This window comes from Vibrio sp. 947 (assembly GCF_033339115.1).
Taxonomy (GTDB): Bacteria; Pseudomonadota; Gammaproteobacteria; order Enterobacterales; family Vibrionaceae; genus Vibrio; species Vibrio alginolyticus.
In genome coordinates this window covers 56,530-70,277 of the sequence record NZ_JAWOTX010000001.1, presented here as the reverse complement: position 1 = coordinate 70,277, position 13,748 = coordinate 56,530, and the positions used below count along the sequence as shown (strand labels likewise).

The window sequence follows — 13,748 nt, the reverse complement described above, 5'->3', positions numbered from 1 at the left end:
AAAGGGAGTTAGGTTATACTGACTCCCTTTTTTATATTGGAACAAAAGCATGAAACCTGTAAGCAAGGAATTGAGCGAGATTTGCTATCCGTTTATTTACGAGGACAGTCCGGTTTGTGACTTTGAAATTACAGCAGATGAACTTTGTAGTCGTATTGGCCTTGTTCTCGCTATGGAGTTGGACGAGTTTAGCCGTGATATACTGACAAGAATGCAGCCTAATGTTTATCATCTAAATGGTTCGGTTCGCGGAAAATTAGCGATTACAGAGACGGAAGTTGAAGAGTTAAAGGCCGATTATGCTTTGCTCAAGCAACGCATTGATGGTGGCTTCAAAGGCTTTGTTCTACCCGGAGGACACCCGGCAGCCAGTCAATTGCATTTGTGCCGTTGCCAAGCTAAAAAAACGGTACGAGCATTAGTTGCCGTTGAACATACAGGTAAGAAGCAGCCCGCACCTATTTTGTTTCGTTACGCGAACTTATTAGCGAATGTACTTTACAGCCTAGCTTCTTATATTAATCATACTCATCAAGTCAAAGAGACGGAATTCGTTTCTCGTAGTTACGCGATGCCAAAGAAGTGAGCTGAGAAATTAGCGGATGTGAGCATCAGGGATAGGACAAGCACTGCATTATATTCTCAAATCAACTCGTCCAATAAGAGTTAAGAAGTCATAGCTTTGGCTTCTAGCTCTTTTGCTCCGCGAAGCATCGCTTCGATTAGTTCTCCTGCATTGAATTTCTCAAGTGCCTCATGCGCGCCAACTTGGTGAGCTCTGTCTACACAGATTTCGCTCGATAACGATGTATGTAAAATGCGGTATGAATGGTTCAGAGAGGAATTATTCTGAACTTCAAATGCTAATTCATAACCGTCTAATCCGGGCATTTCAATATCGCTGACCAGAATATCAATTGGGCGATGAGCCGCAGCGTCACTTTTCATCAGTTCCAATGCATCTAAACCATTTTTACAGATTTGATACCCAATATTGATGCTATCGAGTGCGTCACACAGCTGTTTACGAGCGATGGAAGAGTCATCCACCAATAGAATACTGAGTGCTTTTAGGCGTTCTCGCTCAATATCTGTCAGCATTGGGATCTTTGAATTCTCGTACTGCGGATAAATTTTGGAAAGTAGCAGTTCCACATCCAGCATTTGAACAGTTTTATCCTCGTAGCGAGTAATTCCAGTCACGAAAATATTTTTTCCAGCGCTCGGAGGTGGCGTTTCAATAGCTTTCCAATCGCACTCAATGATCTTCTCTATACTACGAACCATAAAAGCTACCACGGTTCGCAAGCAATCTGTCACGATCAAGTAGCAGCTTTTATATTCTTCTTCACTTATAGGACGAAAGCCAACAGCCGCTGACATATCGATCACTGGTACTGTTAAGTTACGTATCGTAACGGTTCCAATGACGTGATGATGCGAGTAAGGGATCTTTGTCGTTGGCATGTACGGGACGATTTCACGGACTTTTAGCGTACCGATAGCGAAACTCTGTTGCAGGGTGAGCTTAAACATCAACATGCCCTGAGATTGATTCGCTTTGCTAATGACTTTTGCCATGAAAATAACCTTATAAACACCACCGAATTGTGTCTAATCTAATCTTATCAGACGAAGGCTTCAACCATCGGAGAGACAAATGTGAGCTTTTTAGACAATCTTTTAGAGACATAGTGATTAACTGAGCAAAACTTGTTTGTATTTTAAACTCATTATGTAGACGATTTTATATTCCTCGTGTATTAGGGCCTTTACCGCTGAGCTATTATTAAGAAATGTTTGGTCTGTTAAAAAGGATTGGGTACACTTGCGCGACCAGAATAGTGAGAGATAGATCAATGGCAAATACAGCAGCCGCATTACATATTCTTGTGAAGCACAAAGAGCAAGCGGAAGACATAATCAAGCAACTGAAAAAAGGCGCAAAGTTTCAGACATTAGCGAAGAAGTATTCAACTTGCCCGTCAGGCAAACGCGGTGGTGACCTTGGTGAATTCCGCCGTGGTCAAATGGTACCTCAGTTCGACAAAGTGTGCTTTTCTGGCGAAGTGTTAACGCCGCATTTAGTTAAAACCAAGTTCGGTTGGCATGTTGTGAAGGTGCTTTACAGAACATAAGGCTTGGTATCGACCTAAACATTGTCAGATGAAACCCACAAGCATTAAATATCATCTGTACGGTCTCTTTTCACCAATCACTACCGTTATGACATGGCAGATACATTCTGATCTGCCATGCTCAACCAAACGCTAATCTTTCCAAACTAGAAACTCATTTATATGCAATTAACTTGGCTTTTCTCATAAGTCGTTATCCTATTTCAAGCTTTGGTATGAGAATACGTTTGCTGGTTGTATCAATTATCAATGCTATTCCTTGCTGGCGAACTTTGGTTCATGTTCGGACGCCATTCGCATATGATAGCGACCTTATAAAAATTAACCCTGTTCATAATTTAAGATGTCCCTGACTCATAAAGACTATTTTAAAATCGCATTTCCTTTCATCGTTTCTACTGTTACCCAACCATTATTGGGGGCGGTGGACACCGCGGTGATCGGTAAACTCGGTGTGGCTGAGATGATTGGTGGTGTAGCGATCGGCACCGTCATCATGAATACCTTGTATTGGCTGTTTGGCTTCTTCCGCGTCAGTACTACCGGGCAAAGTGCAATCGCATTAGGTAAAAATAGCCCAGAGGATCAAGCGAGTAGCTTATTGCATCCTTTCGTGCTTTCGCTCTGCCTTGGCTTGATTTTCATTGCGTTGCAGTCCGTGATTTGGATGGGGGCAGAGCTGATTATCTCCCCTGATGCAGTCGTGGCCGAAAACGCTAAGACTTACTTCGATATCATGATCTTTGGTGCGCCGTTTGTACTGCTGAACTACACCGTGATTGGTTGGTTGATGGGGCAGGCGAAAGCCAAAGAAACCTTGTTCACGCAAGTGTTTGGTAATGTTCTGAACATCGTGCTGGATATCGTATTTGTGTTGTACTTTGATATGGGCATTGCTGGTGTTGCGGTGGCGACACTTATCGCGCAAATCTCGACGTTTGTTATTGGTGCGGTGCTGGTGTTGAAAACCTGTCGCTTCCCGCTGTTTGATCACATTCAGACCGCAAAAATGACGCGTAAAGATCTCAAAGTCATTGCGTCTTCCAATATGGATCTGCTGCTTCGTACTGTGTGTCTATTGGTGTTCTTCAACATGATGGCGCGTGTAGGCTCTCAGCTTGGTTCTGATGTGCTTGCTGCGAACGCAATCATGATGCAAGTGACCTTCATCGTCAGCTACATGTTTGATGGTGTAGCGAATGCGTCGAGCGTCTTTGCAGGTAAAGCCGTAGGGCAGAAGAATCCGACATTGCTTGATAACGTGATTAAGCTAAACACGCAATGGACCGCGGCGTTCGTTGTTGTATTGACCTTGCTGTTGGTACTGTTCAAACACCAATTAGTGTCGTTATTTACCACTTTGCCAAACCTTGTTGAGCTGTATCTAGACATGAGCCCTTGGTTATTGGCATTCCCGTTGGTTGCTGGTTTTGGTCTGACGTTTTACGGCATCTTTACTGGCACAGGGACGACGCGACCAGTTCGTAACTCTACTTTCCTAACCATGGTGTTGTTCTTAGTGACTCAATTTATTGCGGTGCAATATTGGGGTAACCACGGTTTATGGCTGGCATTCACTTTGTTCTACGTTGGGCGCTTTGTCTTCTTGTTCCCGTACCTCGATCAAGTCAAACAAAAGTGTCAGTAATTCACGCTTTTACAATCGGTTTTATTTCGATTTTTTATCGCAAGGGCGGAGCCATCTGCCCTTGCTGATAAAAGCGTGAAAAAGGTGATGAAATAACCCCTCTGAGTTGTTTTCTTGCTCAGACCTGCGTGATACTATCGTTATGTTATATTGTTACATTTAGTTTGATGTCGTGATTTCTCAACCAATACTCTCCGTTAATAATCTCAGCCTTACAGACTCAGAACGCACACTCTTCAAAGACATTTCTTTTGAGCTGTTTCAAGGTGAAGTTCTTGCCATTATGGGACCTTCCGGCATTGGTAAATCCATGTTGTCGAAAGCCGTCGCAGGTTTTTTGCCGTCTGATATTTGGGTAGACGGAAGTATCCAGCTTAACAGCAGTGAAGTCGCACAAACTGCCATGCTGCAACGCAGTCAATCGCAGCGTCCCGCGGTCATTTTCCAAGATGCACTTAAAGCGCTGAATCCATTGGCGTCTGTCGAACAACAACTGTGTTTGGCATTGACGGGCAACAAAACGCGCTTGTCTTCAGCAAACCGAGAAACGGTGACGACCTTGTTGTCTCAACTCGGATTTGCGGATCCAAAAGCAGCATTAGCGCAGCATCCAAGCCAGTTATCTGGTGGTCAGCGCCAGCGTATTTGTATTGCGATTGCGTTGCTTGGTAGTGCCAACTTGATCATCGCTGATGAGCCTACCAGTGCGCTCGATCCAATCACCGAAGCGGAGATCCTTGAGTTGTTCCGCAGTAGTGTTCAGCAACGCAACATCAGTGGTTTGTTGATCACGCACGATCTATCTGCGGCTTTGGCGTGTGACAAAGTCTTGGTGATTGCGGACAACACCATGGTGGCTTATGGCGCACCATGGCAAGCCATTCAGCAAAGTTCGCATCCTTTCTGCCAACAACTTGCGCAACTGCTGCCTTAACCTCATCTCTGGAGCCTATTTTGACTAAGCACAACTTGAGCGGGCACACGCAGCCTAAATCGGCGGAAGTTCGCTTTGAGCAAGCGAGTGTTCACTATTACTCCAAACCAAGTTGGTTAGGGGGTAAACCGTTTAAAGCGCTTGAACAATTGGATCTTGCTATCGACACAAAGAACATTGCGATTGTTGGTCCTTCTGGTGCGGGTAAATCGACCTTGATTGAGCTTTTGTTCGGTCTTCGTAAGCCCACATCTGGTGAAGTGTATGTGTGTGGCTATCCGCTATCGCGTAGCTCGGCTAAGCAGCGACAAGAGTTGTGTCAGCACATTCAACTGATTCCGCAAGAGCCGCAGTCTAGCTTGAATCCGTATTACACCGTTCGCCAGATCTTACTGGAGCCGTTAAGCAACATTGGTTTGACGCAAGAGCTTAACGAGAAGGTGGAAAAGGTCTTGGCGGATGTCGGTTTGGATCTCACATTGCTGGATCGTAACCCGCAGCAACTATCAGTTGGGCAAGCGCAACGTGTGGCTATCGCCAGAGCTTTAATTGTTGAGCCTTGTGTGTTGGTTGCCGATGAGCCAACCAGCAGCCTAGACCCCGTCAGTCGTAAACAGATTCTCGACTTGTTGGCAGGCATTCAAAAGAGTCGTCAGATGCGCCTGATTTTGGTGACACATGACCTCGATGCGGCACAAACCCTATGCGATGAAATCCTAGTGTTAGACAAAGGACGCGTTGTCGAGCACGGCACGGCACAAAACGTGACAAATAACCCATCACACTTGATCACGAGAGCCTTGATGAGCGCTCAACACAAAAGTAATGAATTCACAAAAACCATTGGAGAGGTTTCTTATGCACCTTAGTACTCCCAAGTTAGCTTTGTCGCTGGCTTTAAGCGCACTGCTGACCGGTTGTTTTGACTCTGGCGAAAGCAAGCCAGAAGCGGAAAAAGCAGCTGCACCGCAAGCAACGGAAATTCGTGTTGCCATGATGCAACCACCACGCACAGGTTTGTCACCACTTTCAGATGACGCGTTCAAACTGTCACGTTGGAGCACGGCAGAAACGCTAGTGAACCTAAACGATCAGTCGGTAGCAGAGCCTATGCTGGCAACAGAGTGGGAACAAGTTGACCCAATGACGTGGCAATTTAAGGTACGTAAAGGCGTGAAATTCCACGATGGTTCTGAGCTTGATGCCAACGCGGTTGTGAACTCTCTACAAAAAGCATTAGATGCCGCACCTAAACCACGCATCTTGGACGGTATCGAATGGCAAGTTCGCGCATTGGACGACTTCACTGTTGAAATCAAAACGACCTTTAACGATCCACTGTTGCCAAGCCGTCTTTCTAGCCCACAGCTAGCGATCCTTTCTGGTGCTGCATATCAAGAAAACGGTCGTGTTGTGCCAATCAAAGCAGGTACGGGCCCATTCGTTCTGACAGAAATCAACGGGACAACCAGCGCAAAACTGAAGCGTTTTGACGGTTACTGGGGTGAAAAAGCAAAAGTAGACAGTATCTTTGCTGAATACGTACCAAACGGTTTTGCTCGTGCTGCAGCACTGCGTACTGGTGAGGCGGATGTAGTGGAAGCCGTTCCTGTTTCGCAAATCGCGATGATGGAATCTTCACAGCTGCACGAAGTCGCAATGCCGCGTACCAACACGCTTTACCTAAACAATAAATCAGATGTGTTTAGCCAGTTCGGTTTGCGTAAAGCAGCGGCTCAAGCGGTTAACCGTGAGCAAATCATCAAAACGGTTTACGAGAACCACGCCGATTCAGCGAAAGGTCTGTTAGGTCCAGCATTGGCATGGGCTCAACCAATTCGTGACGCGAACCCTCGTATGGAAACCATGGAAATGCGCCACGCGAATGGGGAGAAGATCACCATTGGTACGTTTACCGACCGTGCTGAGTTGCCAGAAGTGGCGGTGCTGCTAAAGCAACAACTTGAAGCGGCTGGCTTTGTGGTTGAACTAGACGTTCGTGAATATGCACAAATCGAAAACGATGCACTAGCAGGTAAGTTCGATGCGTTCTTGTTGTCACGTCCAACGGTGCTGGATTCTGGTGACCCAGTGGCGTATATGCAAAGTGACTTTAGCTGTAAAGGTTCTTACAACCTAGGGCAGTTCTGCTCAGAAGAGGTGGACGCAGCATTGAAACACGCTGATCGTCAGCCTTTGGGTGAGAAACGCCAACAAGCGATCATCGAAGCAGAAAGCAAAATCCTTGAGCAATACGCTGTGATTCCACTGCTTCACGAGCGTGTAATCCAAGGTGAGAGTGACCGCGTGAAGAACGCACAACGTGACCCACGTGAGCGTCGCCTGATCGACCAGTTTACTGAGGTGAACTAACTCGATGTCGTCTGTTGCCAACATGCGCTCTCGTTGGAGCGCTTGTATGCCTGAATGGTTTACGCGTTTTTTGTCGCGCTTCCTGTCACTCGGGGTAGTGGTTGTGCTGGTGGGTTTGATGCCGGATATTGCCGGTATCGACCCAAGCCAATCAATCCTCCGTGCTCGTGCGGGTGCTCAACAATTGCTGACGGCAGAAGCTCTGCAAGCAATTCGAGAAGATCTTCAACTTGACCGCAGCGCTGCTGAGCGACTGTGGGATTGGTTGACGCTTGCCATGCAAGGTGACTTAGGTGTCTCTTGGGTGAGTGGCGCATCCGTGATGGAGAGCGTTCAACAAACCGCAAAAACGTCGCTATTACTGATGCTTACAGCGCTAGGCATGGCATTTGTAATGTGCATGGCGAGCGTGTTTTACACTGTGCATCGTTGGCAACAGAATCGTTTAGACAAACATCATGACACGCTCAGTTCGGTGTTGGTTTCATTGCCGGAATACGTGATTGCTTCATTGCTGATCATGGTGTTTTCCATCTGGTTGGGTTGGTTCCCACCTTATGGTTGGCAGGGCGTGCAAAACCTCTGGTTACCAAGTTTGGCAATGGCATTGCCTGCGGCTGGTTTGTTCGGGCGCTTGCTCAATGACAGCCTCAAGCGTGTACTAGATGAGCCTTGGGTGATCACTTGGCTATCGGCGAACGTCAGTAAGTTTCAAATCTTACGCTTTGCCTTGTGGCGTGCCGTTAGTAACTTGATTCCTCAAATCGCAATGACGGTGATTGGTTTAACCGGCGGCGCGGTTGCTGTGGAACAAGTGTTTTCCATTCCGGGTATCGGACGACTAATTTTAGGCGCGGCGAAGTCACAAGATCTGCCGATGCTGCAAGGTGGTTTGTTGGTGTTGCTGGTGTTCTCGATGTTGATCAGTAGTGCGAGCATCTTATTGCAACGCTGGTTACTCGGGCACAGTGTCACAAGTGGTAAGTTGATCAGCAGTCACAGCACGTTCCGTTTTACCCAAAGCACCACCAAACGCATCGTCAGTGCGACAATCTTTGCCTTGCTGATTGGTTGTGCGGGATGGGCCTTAATGCGCGATCCTTACACTATCCAATTTACCCGCCTTGAATCGCCAAGCTTAGCAGCACCGTCTGGTGCCGATGCGGTCGGGCGAGATCTGCTTGCTCGTGTTGGCGGCGGTATGATGTCGACAATCAAAATGGGCATCATCGCAACCTCCCTTAGTTTGGTGATTGGTTTGCTGCTCGGCTTTGTGACTCGTTATAGCCAAGGCTTAATTGAGATCACCAAAGGTGTGCCATACATTGTGGCGGGTCTGCTGATTGCTGGTCTAACGGGAATGAACCCAAACAGTGCCTTGATTGCTATTGTTATGGTGTCATGGGCACCATTAGCGGCGCACTGTGCAAGTTTGTTGATGGAAGCCAAAGCGCAGCCTTACACGCATCTTGCGCCCATTTGGGGAACCAGTCAGTGGCGAGTACTCCGTTACTACTTGTTGCCTTATGTGCTGCCGCCATTGATTCGCCACGCGTTTCTGCGTTTGCCTTACATTACGCTTAGCCTGACTTCTCTGAGTTTTATCGGACTTGGCGTTAAGCCGCCAGAACCTGAGTGGGGTTTATTGATTGCAGAGAATCTGCCTTACATCGAGCGCTCACCATTGGGTGTCTTACTGCCAATCTCAGGCTTGGTTTTGATTGCAATTGCGGTGAATTTGATTTTTGATGACAAGTGACGAGCAGCGATAAAGCGAAGTGAGCTTCCATATCCAGATGTAATCAGTAATTTGGTAATTTAGAAAACAAAAGGATGTGTTTTCTGCCAGAAAGTACACAGCACGGTCTATGTATATTGGAAGTATCTATAAATTAACGAGTATAAAAGTTACGCGAACTCAGATGTTTAGGTAGTGTTACTCTTTATACACACGTAATCCTTTATCCGTTAATTCTTGAGTGACCACTTCGGATAGGTTTCGATCGGTAATAATTCCGTCCAATTGCTCGATGTCTAATGCATGAAAGCTCGCTATCTGACCGTATTTAGTTGAGTCTGAGATCAGATAATTGGTTTGTGCCGCCTTGATGATTGCTTTTTTAACGAGAACTTTATTTTCATTAGGTGTTGATAAGCCTTTCAAGCTCCAAGATGAAGTCGAAATAAAGGCGATATCAATATTTAGCCCATTCAAGAACTCTGCGACTTTTCCTCCAATGGTGGATTGGTTCTCGCGGTCAATTTTTCCCCCAGTGTGGTAAAGCTCACATTCACTGTGCGTCATAAGGAAAGCAGCAATAGAGAAGTCATTGGTGATCACTAAAAGATCATTACGATTTGCTATTTGATGGGCGATTTCTAGAGAGGTTGTTCCCGCATCCAAGTAAATCGTAGCGTCTTGACCAATTAACGTAGCCGCCAGCTTACCAATTTGAATTTTTTCATCCGCTTGTTGCTCGACCTTCGCATCATGGGAAAGTTCGGAATGTAGAGCTTGAGCGAGTTGCACTCCACCAGAAACAGAAACGACTTTACCTGAGGATTCAAGCTTCACGATATCACGACGAATGGTCATATGTGATACGCCAAGGTGGTCGGTTAAATCTGAAATGCTTAACACTTCTTGATGTGATAACAGGGATAATATGGTTCTTTGACGTTCTGCTGGGATCATAGTTTCACTTCTATATTCTTGTTTTTCAGTATCCTACCAATCTTTTCATTTGTTGTGAATATCTGTGAATTATGTTCTCAACGTTGTAAGAACAGCCTTCGCTTGTGTTAACTGCTCGGAATATCTCTGCCCATAAAGAGGTATATATCACGACATTGTTAATTTGTGTGAAAAAATGTGATTCAAAGCGAGGTCTTAGTATTAATCTTCACATATAATCACATCAACCAAACAAGAATTAACAAAGTTTAATAGACCAGAAGGCATTGTTTTTATGAGTGAAGTTCAATCTGTAGGTGTTATCGGTTTAGGCTCTATGGGAATGGGCGCCGCAAAGTCATGTGTGCGTGCAGGCCTAGATGTCTATGGTTTCGATTTAAATTCTCAAGCGCTTGAAGAGTTAGGTTCATTCGGTGCAAAAGCTGTTTCTACAAATGCAGTTGAGTTTGCAGATAAGCTTGATTCGGTTCTAGTTCTTGTTGTGAACGCAGCTCAAGTTAACACGGTCTTGTTCAAAACCGGTCTTGCTACAGCGCTTAAGCCGAATACGCCAGTAATGGTTTCAGCAACCATCTCAGCAGAAGACGCAAAACAAATTGAAGCGAAATTGGCAGAACACAATCTTGTGATGCTTGATGCACCGGTATCTGGTGGTGCTGCAAAAGCAGAATTAGGTGAGATGACTATTATGGCGTCGGGAGCGCAAAGCACATTTGATGCACTTGAACCAGTACTCAACGCAACGGCAGCTAAAGTCTACAACATCGGTGAAGCGATTGGCCTAGGCGCAACTGTGAAGATTATCCACCAATTGCTAGCAGGTGTTCATATCGCAGCTAGTGCTGAAGCAATGGCATTAGCGGCACGTGCAAACATTCCTCTTGACCTGATGTACGACGTAGTGACGAATGCAGCGGGTAACTCTTGGATGTTTGAGAACCGCATGAAGCATGTAGTTGATGGTGATTACTCCCCTAAATCTATGGTCGACATCTTTGTGAAAGATTTAAACCTCGTATCGGACACAGCAAAAGATCTCAAATTTCCACTTCCTCTATCAAGCACAGCACTAAACATGTTTTTGAGTGCAAGCAATGCTGGTTTTGGCCAGGAGGACGACAGTGCCGTTATCAAGATTTTTGATGGTATTGAGCTTCCAGGTGTAGAAAACAAACAGAAGTAAGCGCACGTAAAACGGAGAAAAAATGATGTTATTAGGCGTTATCGCAGACGACTTTACTGGCGCAACAGACATCGCAGGTTTTCTTGTAGAAAACGGCATGCGCACAGTTCAGCTTAACGGTATTCCAAAAGAAGAGATTGATGTAAACGCAGATGCGGTCGTGATCAGTCTTAAATCTCGTTCCTGTCCTGTAGATGAGGCAATCGAGGATTCAGTAGCTGCGCTTAAGTGGCTGCAAGCAAATGGCTGTCAGCAGTTTTACTTCAAGTACTGCTCAACGTTTGACAGCACAGCAGAAGGTAACATTGGTCCTGTAACGGATGCACTGCTTGCAGAGCTAGGTGAAGCGTTCACCATTGTATGCCCATCATTACCAGTGAATGGTCGCACAGTTTACAACGGCCATCTATTTGTATTCCAAGACTTGCTAAGCGACTCGGGTATGCGTAATCACCCTGTGACCCCAATGACTGATTCAAGCCTAGTTCGTATGATGGATGCTCAATCTCAAGGCAAATCTGGCCTGGTGAACTTCCAAATAATTGAACAAGGTCCAAAAGCGGTAATTGAGCGCTTTGAAGAGCTAAAAGTACAAGGCAACCGCTATGCAGTGGTTGATGCATTCAATGCAGAGCATCTTGTCACACTTGGCAAAGCGGCGAAGTCTCTAAAACTGGTAACTGGTGGTTCTGGTTTGGCTGCGGGTATTGCTAAGAACTGGATAGAGAACCTTGAAGATCAAAGTGATGCGAAGCAAGAGGGGAACCCTAAAAAGGCACCAACCGTTGTGTTATCTGGATCTTGTTCTGTCATGACCAACCAACAGGTCGCTGTTTACAAAGAAAAAGCGCCACACTTTGCTATTGATGTGAAGGCGTGTTTGACGGAAGAAGATTACTCAAATCAAGTGTTTGATTGGGTCATGACCAACATCGAAAGCGAGTTCGCACCACTGGTTTACGCAACCGCAGATGCAGCGGCGTTAAAAGCGATTCAACAAGAGTTTGGCGCGCATTCTTCAAGTCACGCGGTTGAACAATTCTTTAGCCAACTTGCAATCAAACTTCAGCAGCACGGTGTGAAAAATTTCATCGTTGCGGGTGGGGAAACCTCAGGGGTTGTAACCCAAAGCCTAGCCGTAAAAGGTTTTCATATCGGTCCTCAAATCGCACCAGGTGTACCTTGGGTGAAGTCACTTGAAGGCGAGCTTTCTTTGGCTCTGAAATCGGGCAACTTCGGCGATGAACACTTCTTTGCCAAAGCACAGTCGTTTTTTGAATAGGTGAGGTTGTGATGAATAAAGAATTGATGACAGAACAACAACTGCGAGAGCAAATGGTCACTATGGCTCGCTCTATGTTTGAACGTGGCTATGCGACTGGCGGCGCTGGCAATCTTTCTCTAAAACTGCCTAATGGACACTTTCTGGCAACGCCAACTGGTTCTTCGTTCGGCCGCTTGATTGCTGAAGAGCTTTCGGTTGTAGATATTGATGGCAACCATATCTCTGGTGAAAAGCCATCAAAAGAAGTGGCTTTTCATCTGGCGATTTATCGAAATAACTCAAAGTGTAATGCGATTGTGCATCTGCATTCTACTTACTTGACGGCGCTTTCTTGTCTTGAAGGTTTAGATCGCGAGAATGCCATCAAAGCTTTTACACCTTACTTTGTAATGCGCATTGGCGAACTGCCAGTGATTCCGTACCTGCGCCCGGGCGACCCTCAGATTGCTGAAGAACTTGCGCAACGGGCTAGTGACTACCGAGCTTTCCTCCTGGCGAACCATGGTCCAGTGATCACGGGTACGGACTTTGAAGATGCAGTAGATAACGCAGAAGAGCTAGAAGAGACAGCGAAGCTAGCGTTCATTCTTAAAGACAGCAACATCCGCTATTTAACGGATACTGAGATTCAAGACCTAAAAGGGAGAGGTAAGTAATGGCTAAATTCGCGGCAAATCTGACAATGTTATTCACAGAAGTTCCTTTTCTAGATCGTTTCGAAAAAGCACACCAAGCGGGCTTCAAAGCGGTGGAATACCTTTTCCCATACGCATTCGAAGCGCAAGAACTAGCAAGCAAGATACAGCAGTTTGGTTTTGAGCAAGCGTTATTCAACATGCCTCCAGGTGATTGGGATGCAGGTGAACGAGGTTTTGCAGCTATTCCGGGGCGTGAGGATGAATTTAAAACGAGTGTCGAGACTGCGCTGATGTACGCCAAGGCACTGAACTGTAAAAAGGTTCACGCTATGTCTGGCATTGTTGATTCACGCTTCACTCGTGATCAGCATATTGAAACCTTTATCTCAAACATTCGTTATGCAGCGGATAAGTTTGCCGAACATGGTGTTGAGCTGATGATTGAGCCACTCAACAATCGCGATGTACCGAACTACTTTGTTGCACATCAACGTGAAGCGGTGGAACTCATCAAACAAGTGGCTCGTCCAAACGTGAAATTGCAGCTCGATCTCTATCACGCACAAATTATGGACGGTGATCTGAGTACGTTGATTCGCGATGTGGCGCCATACACAGGCCATATTCAAATTGCTTCTGTGCCTGAAAGGCACGAACCATCGGAAGGCGAACTGAATTACCCACACCTATTCAATGTTTTGGATGACTCTGGTTACCAAGGCTGGATCGGTTGTGAATACAACCCAAGGCATAGCACGCAGCTGGGCCTTAGTTGGGTTAAACCATACCTATAACAATTTTAATTTCTATCCATAAATAACTTGAAACCAATTACAAAAACAAAGGGTCGTGAC

General features: G+C 45.9%; 13 protein-coding genes. 11 read left to right on the top strand and 2 right to left on the bottom strand.

What is annotated here, in order from left to right:
- Window positions 1-49 precede the first annotated feature (49 nt).
- Window positions 50-586 carry an ATP:cob(I)alamin adenosyltransferase gene (locus tag R7Q39_RS00290; RefSeq protein WP_033906781.1) on the top strand — a complete coding sequence of 179 codons (537 nt, stop codon included), beginning with the start codon at window positions 50-52 and terminating at the stop codon, window positions 584-586.
- Between the two features lie 80 nt (window positions 587-666).
- On the opposite strand, the gene R7Q39_RS00285 is transcribed toward R7Q39_RS00290, so the two are convergent.
- Window positions 667-1,581 (bottom strand): chemotaxis protein, encoded by a 915-nt coding sequence (locus R7Q39_RS00285; RefSeq protein WP_033906782.1) that lies wholly within the window; start codon window positions 1,579-1,581, stop codon window positions 667-669.
- 215 nt (window positions 1,582-1,796) lie between these two features.
- On the opposite strand from R7Q39_RS00285, the gene ppiC reads away from it, so the two are divergent.
- From ppiC to R7Q39_RS00255, 6 genes are all read left to right on the top strand, one after another.
- The gene (ppiC, locus tag R7Q39_RS00280; RefSeq protein WP_080276970.1) at window positions 1,797-2,138 is read left to right on the top strand and encodes a peptidylprolyl isomerase PpiC; all 342 of its coding nucleotides are present in this window, start codon (window positions 1,797-1,799) and stop codon (window positions 2,136-2,138) included.
- A gap of 343 nt (window positions 2,139-2,481) precedes the next feature.
- Entirely contained in the window at window positions 2,482-3,786 is a 1,305-nt protein-coding gene (locus tag R7Q39_RS00275; protein ID WP_318075640.1) for an MATE family efflux transporter, read from the top strand.
- Between the two features lie 172 nt (window positions 3,787-3,958).
- Window positions 3,959-4,720, top strand: a complete 762-nt coding sequence (locus R7Q39_RS00270; protein ID WP_079401269.1) for an ATP-binding cassette domain-containing protein — start codon at window positions 3,959-3,961, stop codon at window positions 4,718-4,720.
- Window positions 4,721-4,740: 20 nt separating this feature from the next.
- Window positions 4,741-5,589: an ABC transporter ATP-binding protein gene (locus R7Q39_RS00265; RefSeq protein WP_009698234.1), complete on the top strand. Its 849-nt coding sequence runs from the start codon at window positions 4,741-4,743 to the stop codon at window positions 5,587-5,589.
- The gene (locus R7Q39_RS00260; RefSeq protein ID WP_318075639.1) at window positions 5,579-7,093 is read left to right on the top strand and encodes an ABC transporter substrate-binding protein; all 1,515 of its coding nucleotides are present in this window, start codon (window positions 5,579-5,581) and stop codon (window positions 7,091-7,093) included. The genes R7Q39_RS00265 and R7Q39_RS00260 overlap by 11 nt, the downstream gene beginning before the upstream one ends.
- A 4-nt stretch (window positions 7,094-7,097) precedes the next feature.
- Window positions 7,098-8,852: an ABC transporter permease subunit gene (locus R7Q39_RS00255; protein WP_395221116.1), complete on the top strand. Its 1,755-nt coding sequence runs from the start codon at window positions 7,098-7,100 to the stop codon at window positions 8,850-8,852.
- A gap of 177 nt (window positions 8,853-9,029) precedes the next feature.
- Here R7Q39_RS00255 and R7Q39_RS00250 read toward each other — a convergent pair whose 3' ends face one another.
- The gene (locus R7Q39_RS00250) at window positions 9,030-9,788 is read right to left on the bottom strand and encodes a DeoR/GlpR family DNA-binding transcription regulator (RefSeq protein ID WP_005375354.1); all 759 of its coding nucleotides are present in this window, start codon (window positions 9,786-9,788) and stop codon (window positions 9,030-9,032) included.
- A 274-nt stretch (window positions 9,789-10,062) separates the two neighbouring features.
- Between R7Q39_RS00250 and ltnD the strand changes: the two genes are divergently transcribed.
- The 4 genes from ltnD to otnI are packed head-to-tail and all read left to right on the top strand — an operon-like array spanning window position 10,063 to window position 13,688.
- Window positions 10,063-10,971 (top strand): L-threonate dehydrogenase, encoded by a 909-nt coding sequence (gene ltnD, locus R7Q39_RS00245; RefSeq protein ID WP_213893300.1) that lies wholly within the window; start codon window positions 10,063-10,065, stop codon window positions 10,969-10,971.
- 25 nt (window positions 10,972-10,996) lie between these two features.
- Window positions 10,997-12,253, top strand: coding sequence for a 3-oxo-tetronate kinase (gene otnK / locus R7Q39_RS00240; RefSeq protein ID WP_033906866.1), 1,257 nt, complete (start codon window positions 10,997-10,999; stop codon window positions 12,251-12,253).
- Between the two features lie 11 nt (window positions 12,254-12,264).
- Entirely contained in the window at window positions 12,265-12,912 is a 648-nt protein-coding gene (locus R7Q39_RS00235) for an aldolase (RefSeq protein ID WP_005385078.1), read from the top strand.
- Window positions 12,912-13,688, top strand: a complete 777-nt coding sequence (gene otnI / locus R7Q39_RS00230) for a 2-oxo-tetronate isomerase (RefSeq protein WP_005375365.1) — start codon at window positions 12,912-12,914, stop codon at window positions 13,686-13,688. Before R7Q39_RS00235 ends, otnI begins: the two co-directional genes overlap by 1 nt.
- Window positions 13,689-13,748: the final 60 nt, after the last annotated feature.

What these genes read in the sequence shown, in the direction of transcription:
- ppiC (WP_080276970.1), top strand. Translation starts at nt 1,797, where the DNA reads ATGTTTGGTCTGTTAAAAAGGATTGGGTACACTTGCGCGACCAGAATA.
- R7Q39_RS00275 (WP_318075640.1), top strand. Translation starts at nt 2,482, where the DNA reads ATGTCCCTGACTCATAAAGACTATTTTAAAATCGCATTTCCTTTCATC.
- otnI (WP_005375365.1), top strand. Translation starts at nt 12,912, where the DNA reads ATGGCTAAATTCGCGGCAAATCTGACAATGTTATTCACAGAAGTTCCT.
- R7Q39_RS00250 (WP_005375354.1), bottom strand. Translation starts at nt 9,788, where the DNA reads ATGATCCCAGCAGAACGTCAAAGAACCATATTATCCCTGTTATCACAT.
- R7Q39_RS00255 (WP_395221116.1), top strand. Translation starts at nt 7,098, where the DNA reads ATGTCGTCTGTTGCCAACATGCGCTCTCGTTGGAGCGCTTGTATGCCT.
- R7Q39_RS00285 (WP_033906782.1), bottom strand. Translation starts at nt 1,581, where the DNA reads ATGGCAAAAGTCATTAGCAAAGCGAATCAATCTCAGGGCATGTTGATG.
- otnK (WP_033906866.1), top strand. Translation starts at nt 10,997, where the DNA reads ATGTTATTAGGCGTTATCGCAGACGACTTTACTGGCGCAACAGACATC.
- ltnD (WP_213893300.1), top strand. Translation starts at nt 10,063, where the DNA reads ATGAGTGAAGTTCAATCTGTAGGTGTTATCGGTTTAGGCTCTATGGGA.
- R7Q39_RS00260 (WP_318075639.1), top strand. Translation starts at nt 5,579, where the DNA reads ATGCACCTTAGTACTCCCAAGTTAGCTTTGTCGCTGGCTTTAAGCGCA.
- R7Q39_RS00235 (WP_005385078.1), top strand. Translation starts at nt 12,265, where the DNA reads ATGAATAAAGAATTGATGACAGAACAACAACTGCGAGAGCAAATGGTC.
- R7Q39_RS00290 (WP_033906781.1), top strand. Translation starts at nt 50, where the DNA reads ATGAAACCTGTAAGCAAGGAATTGAGCGAGATTTGCTATCCGTTTATT.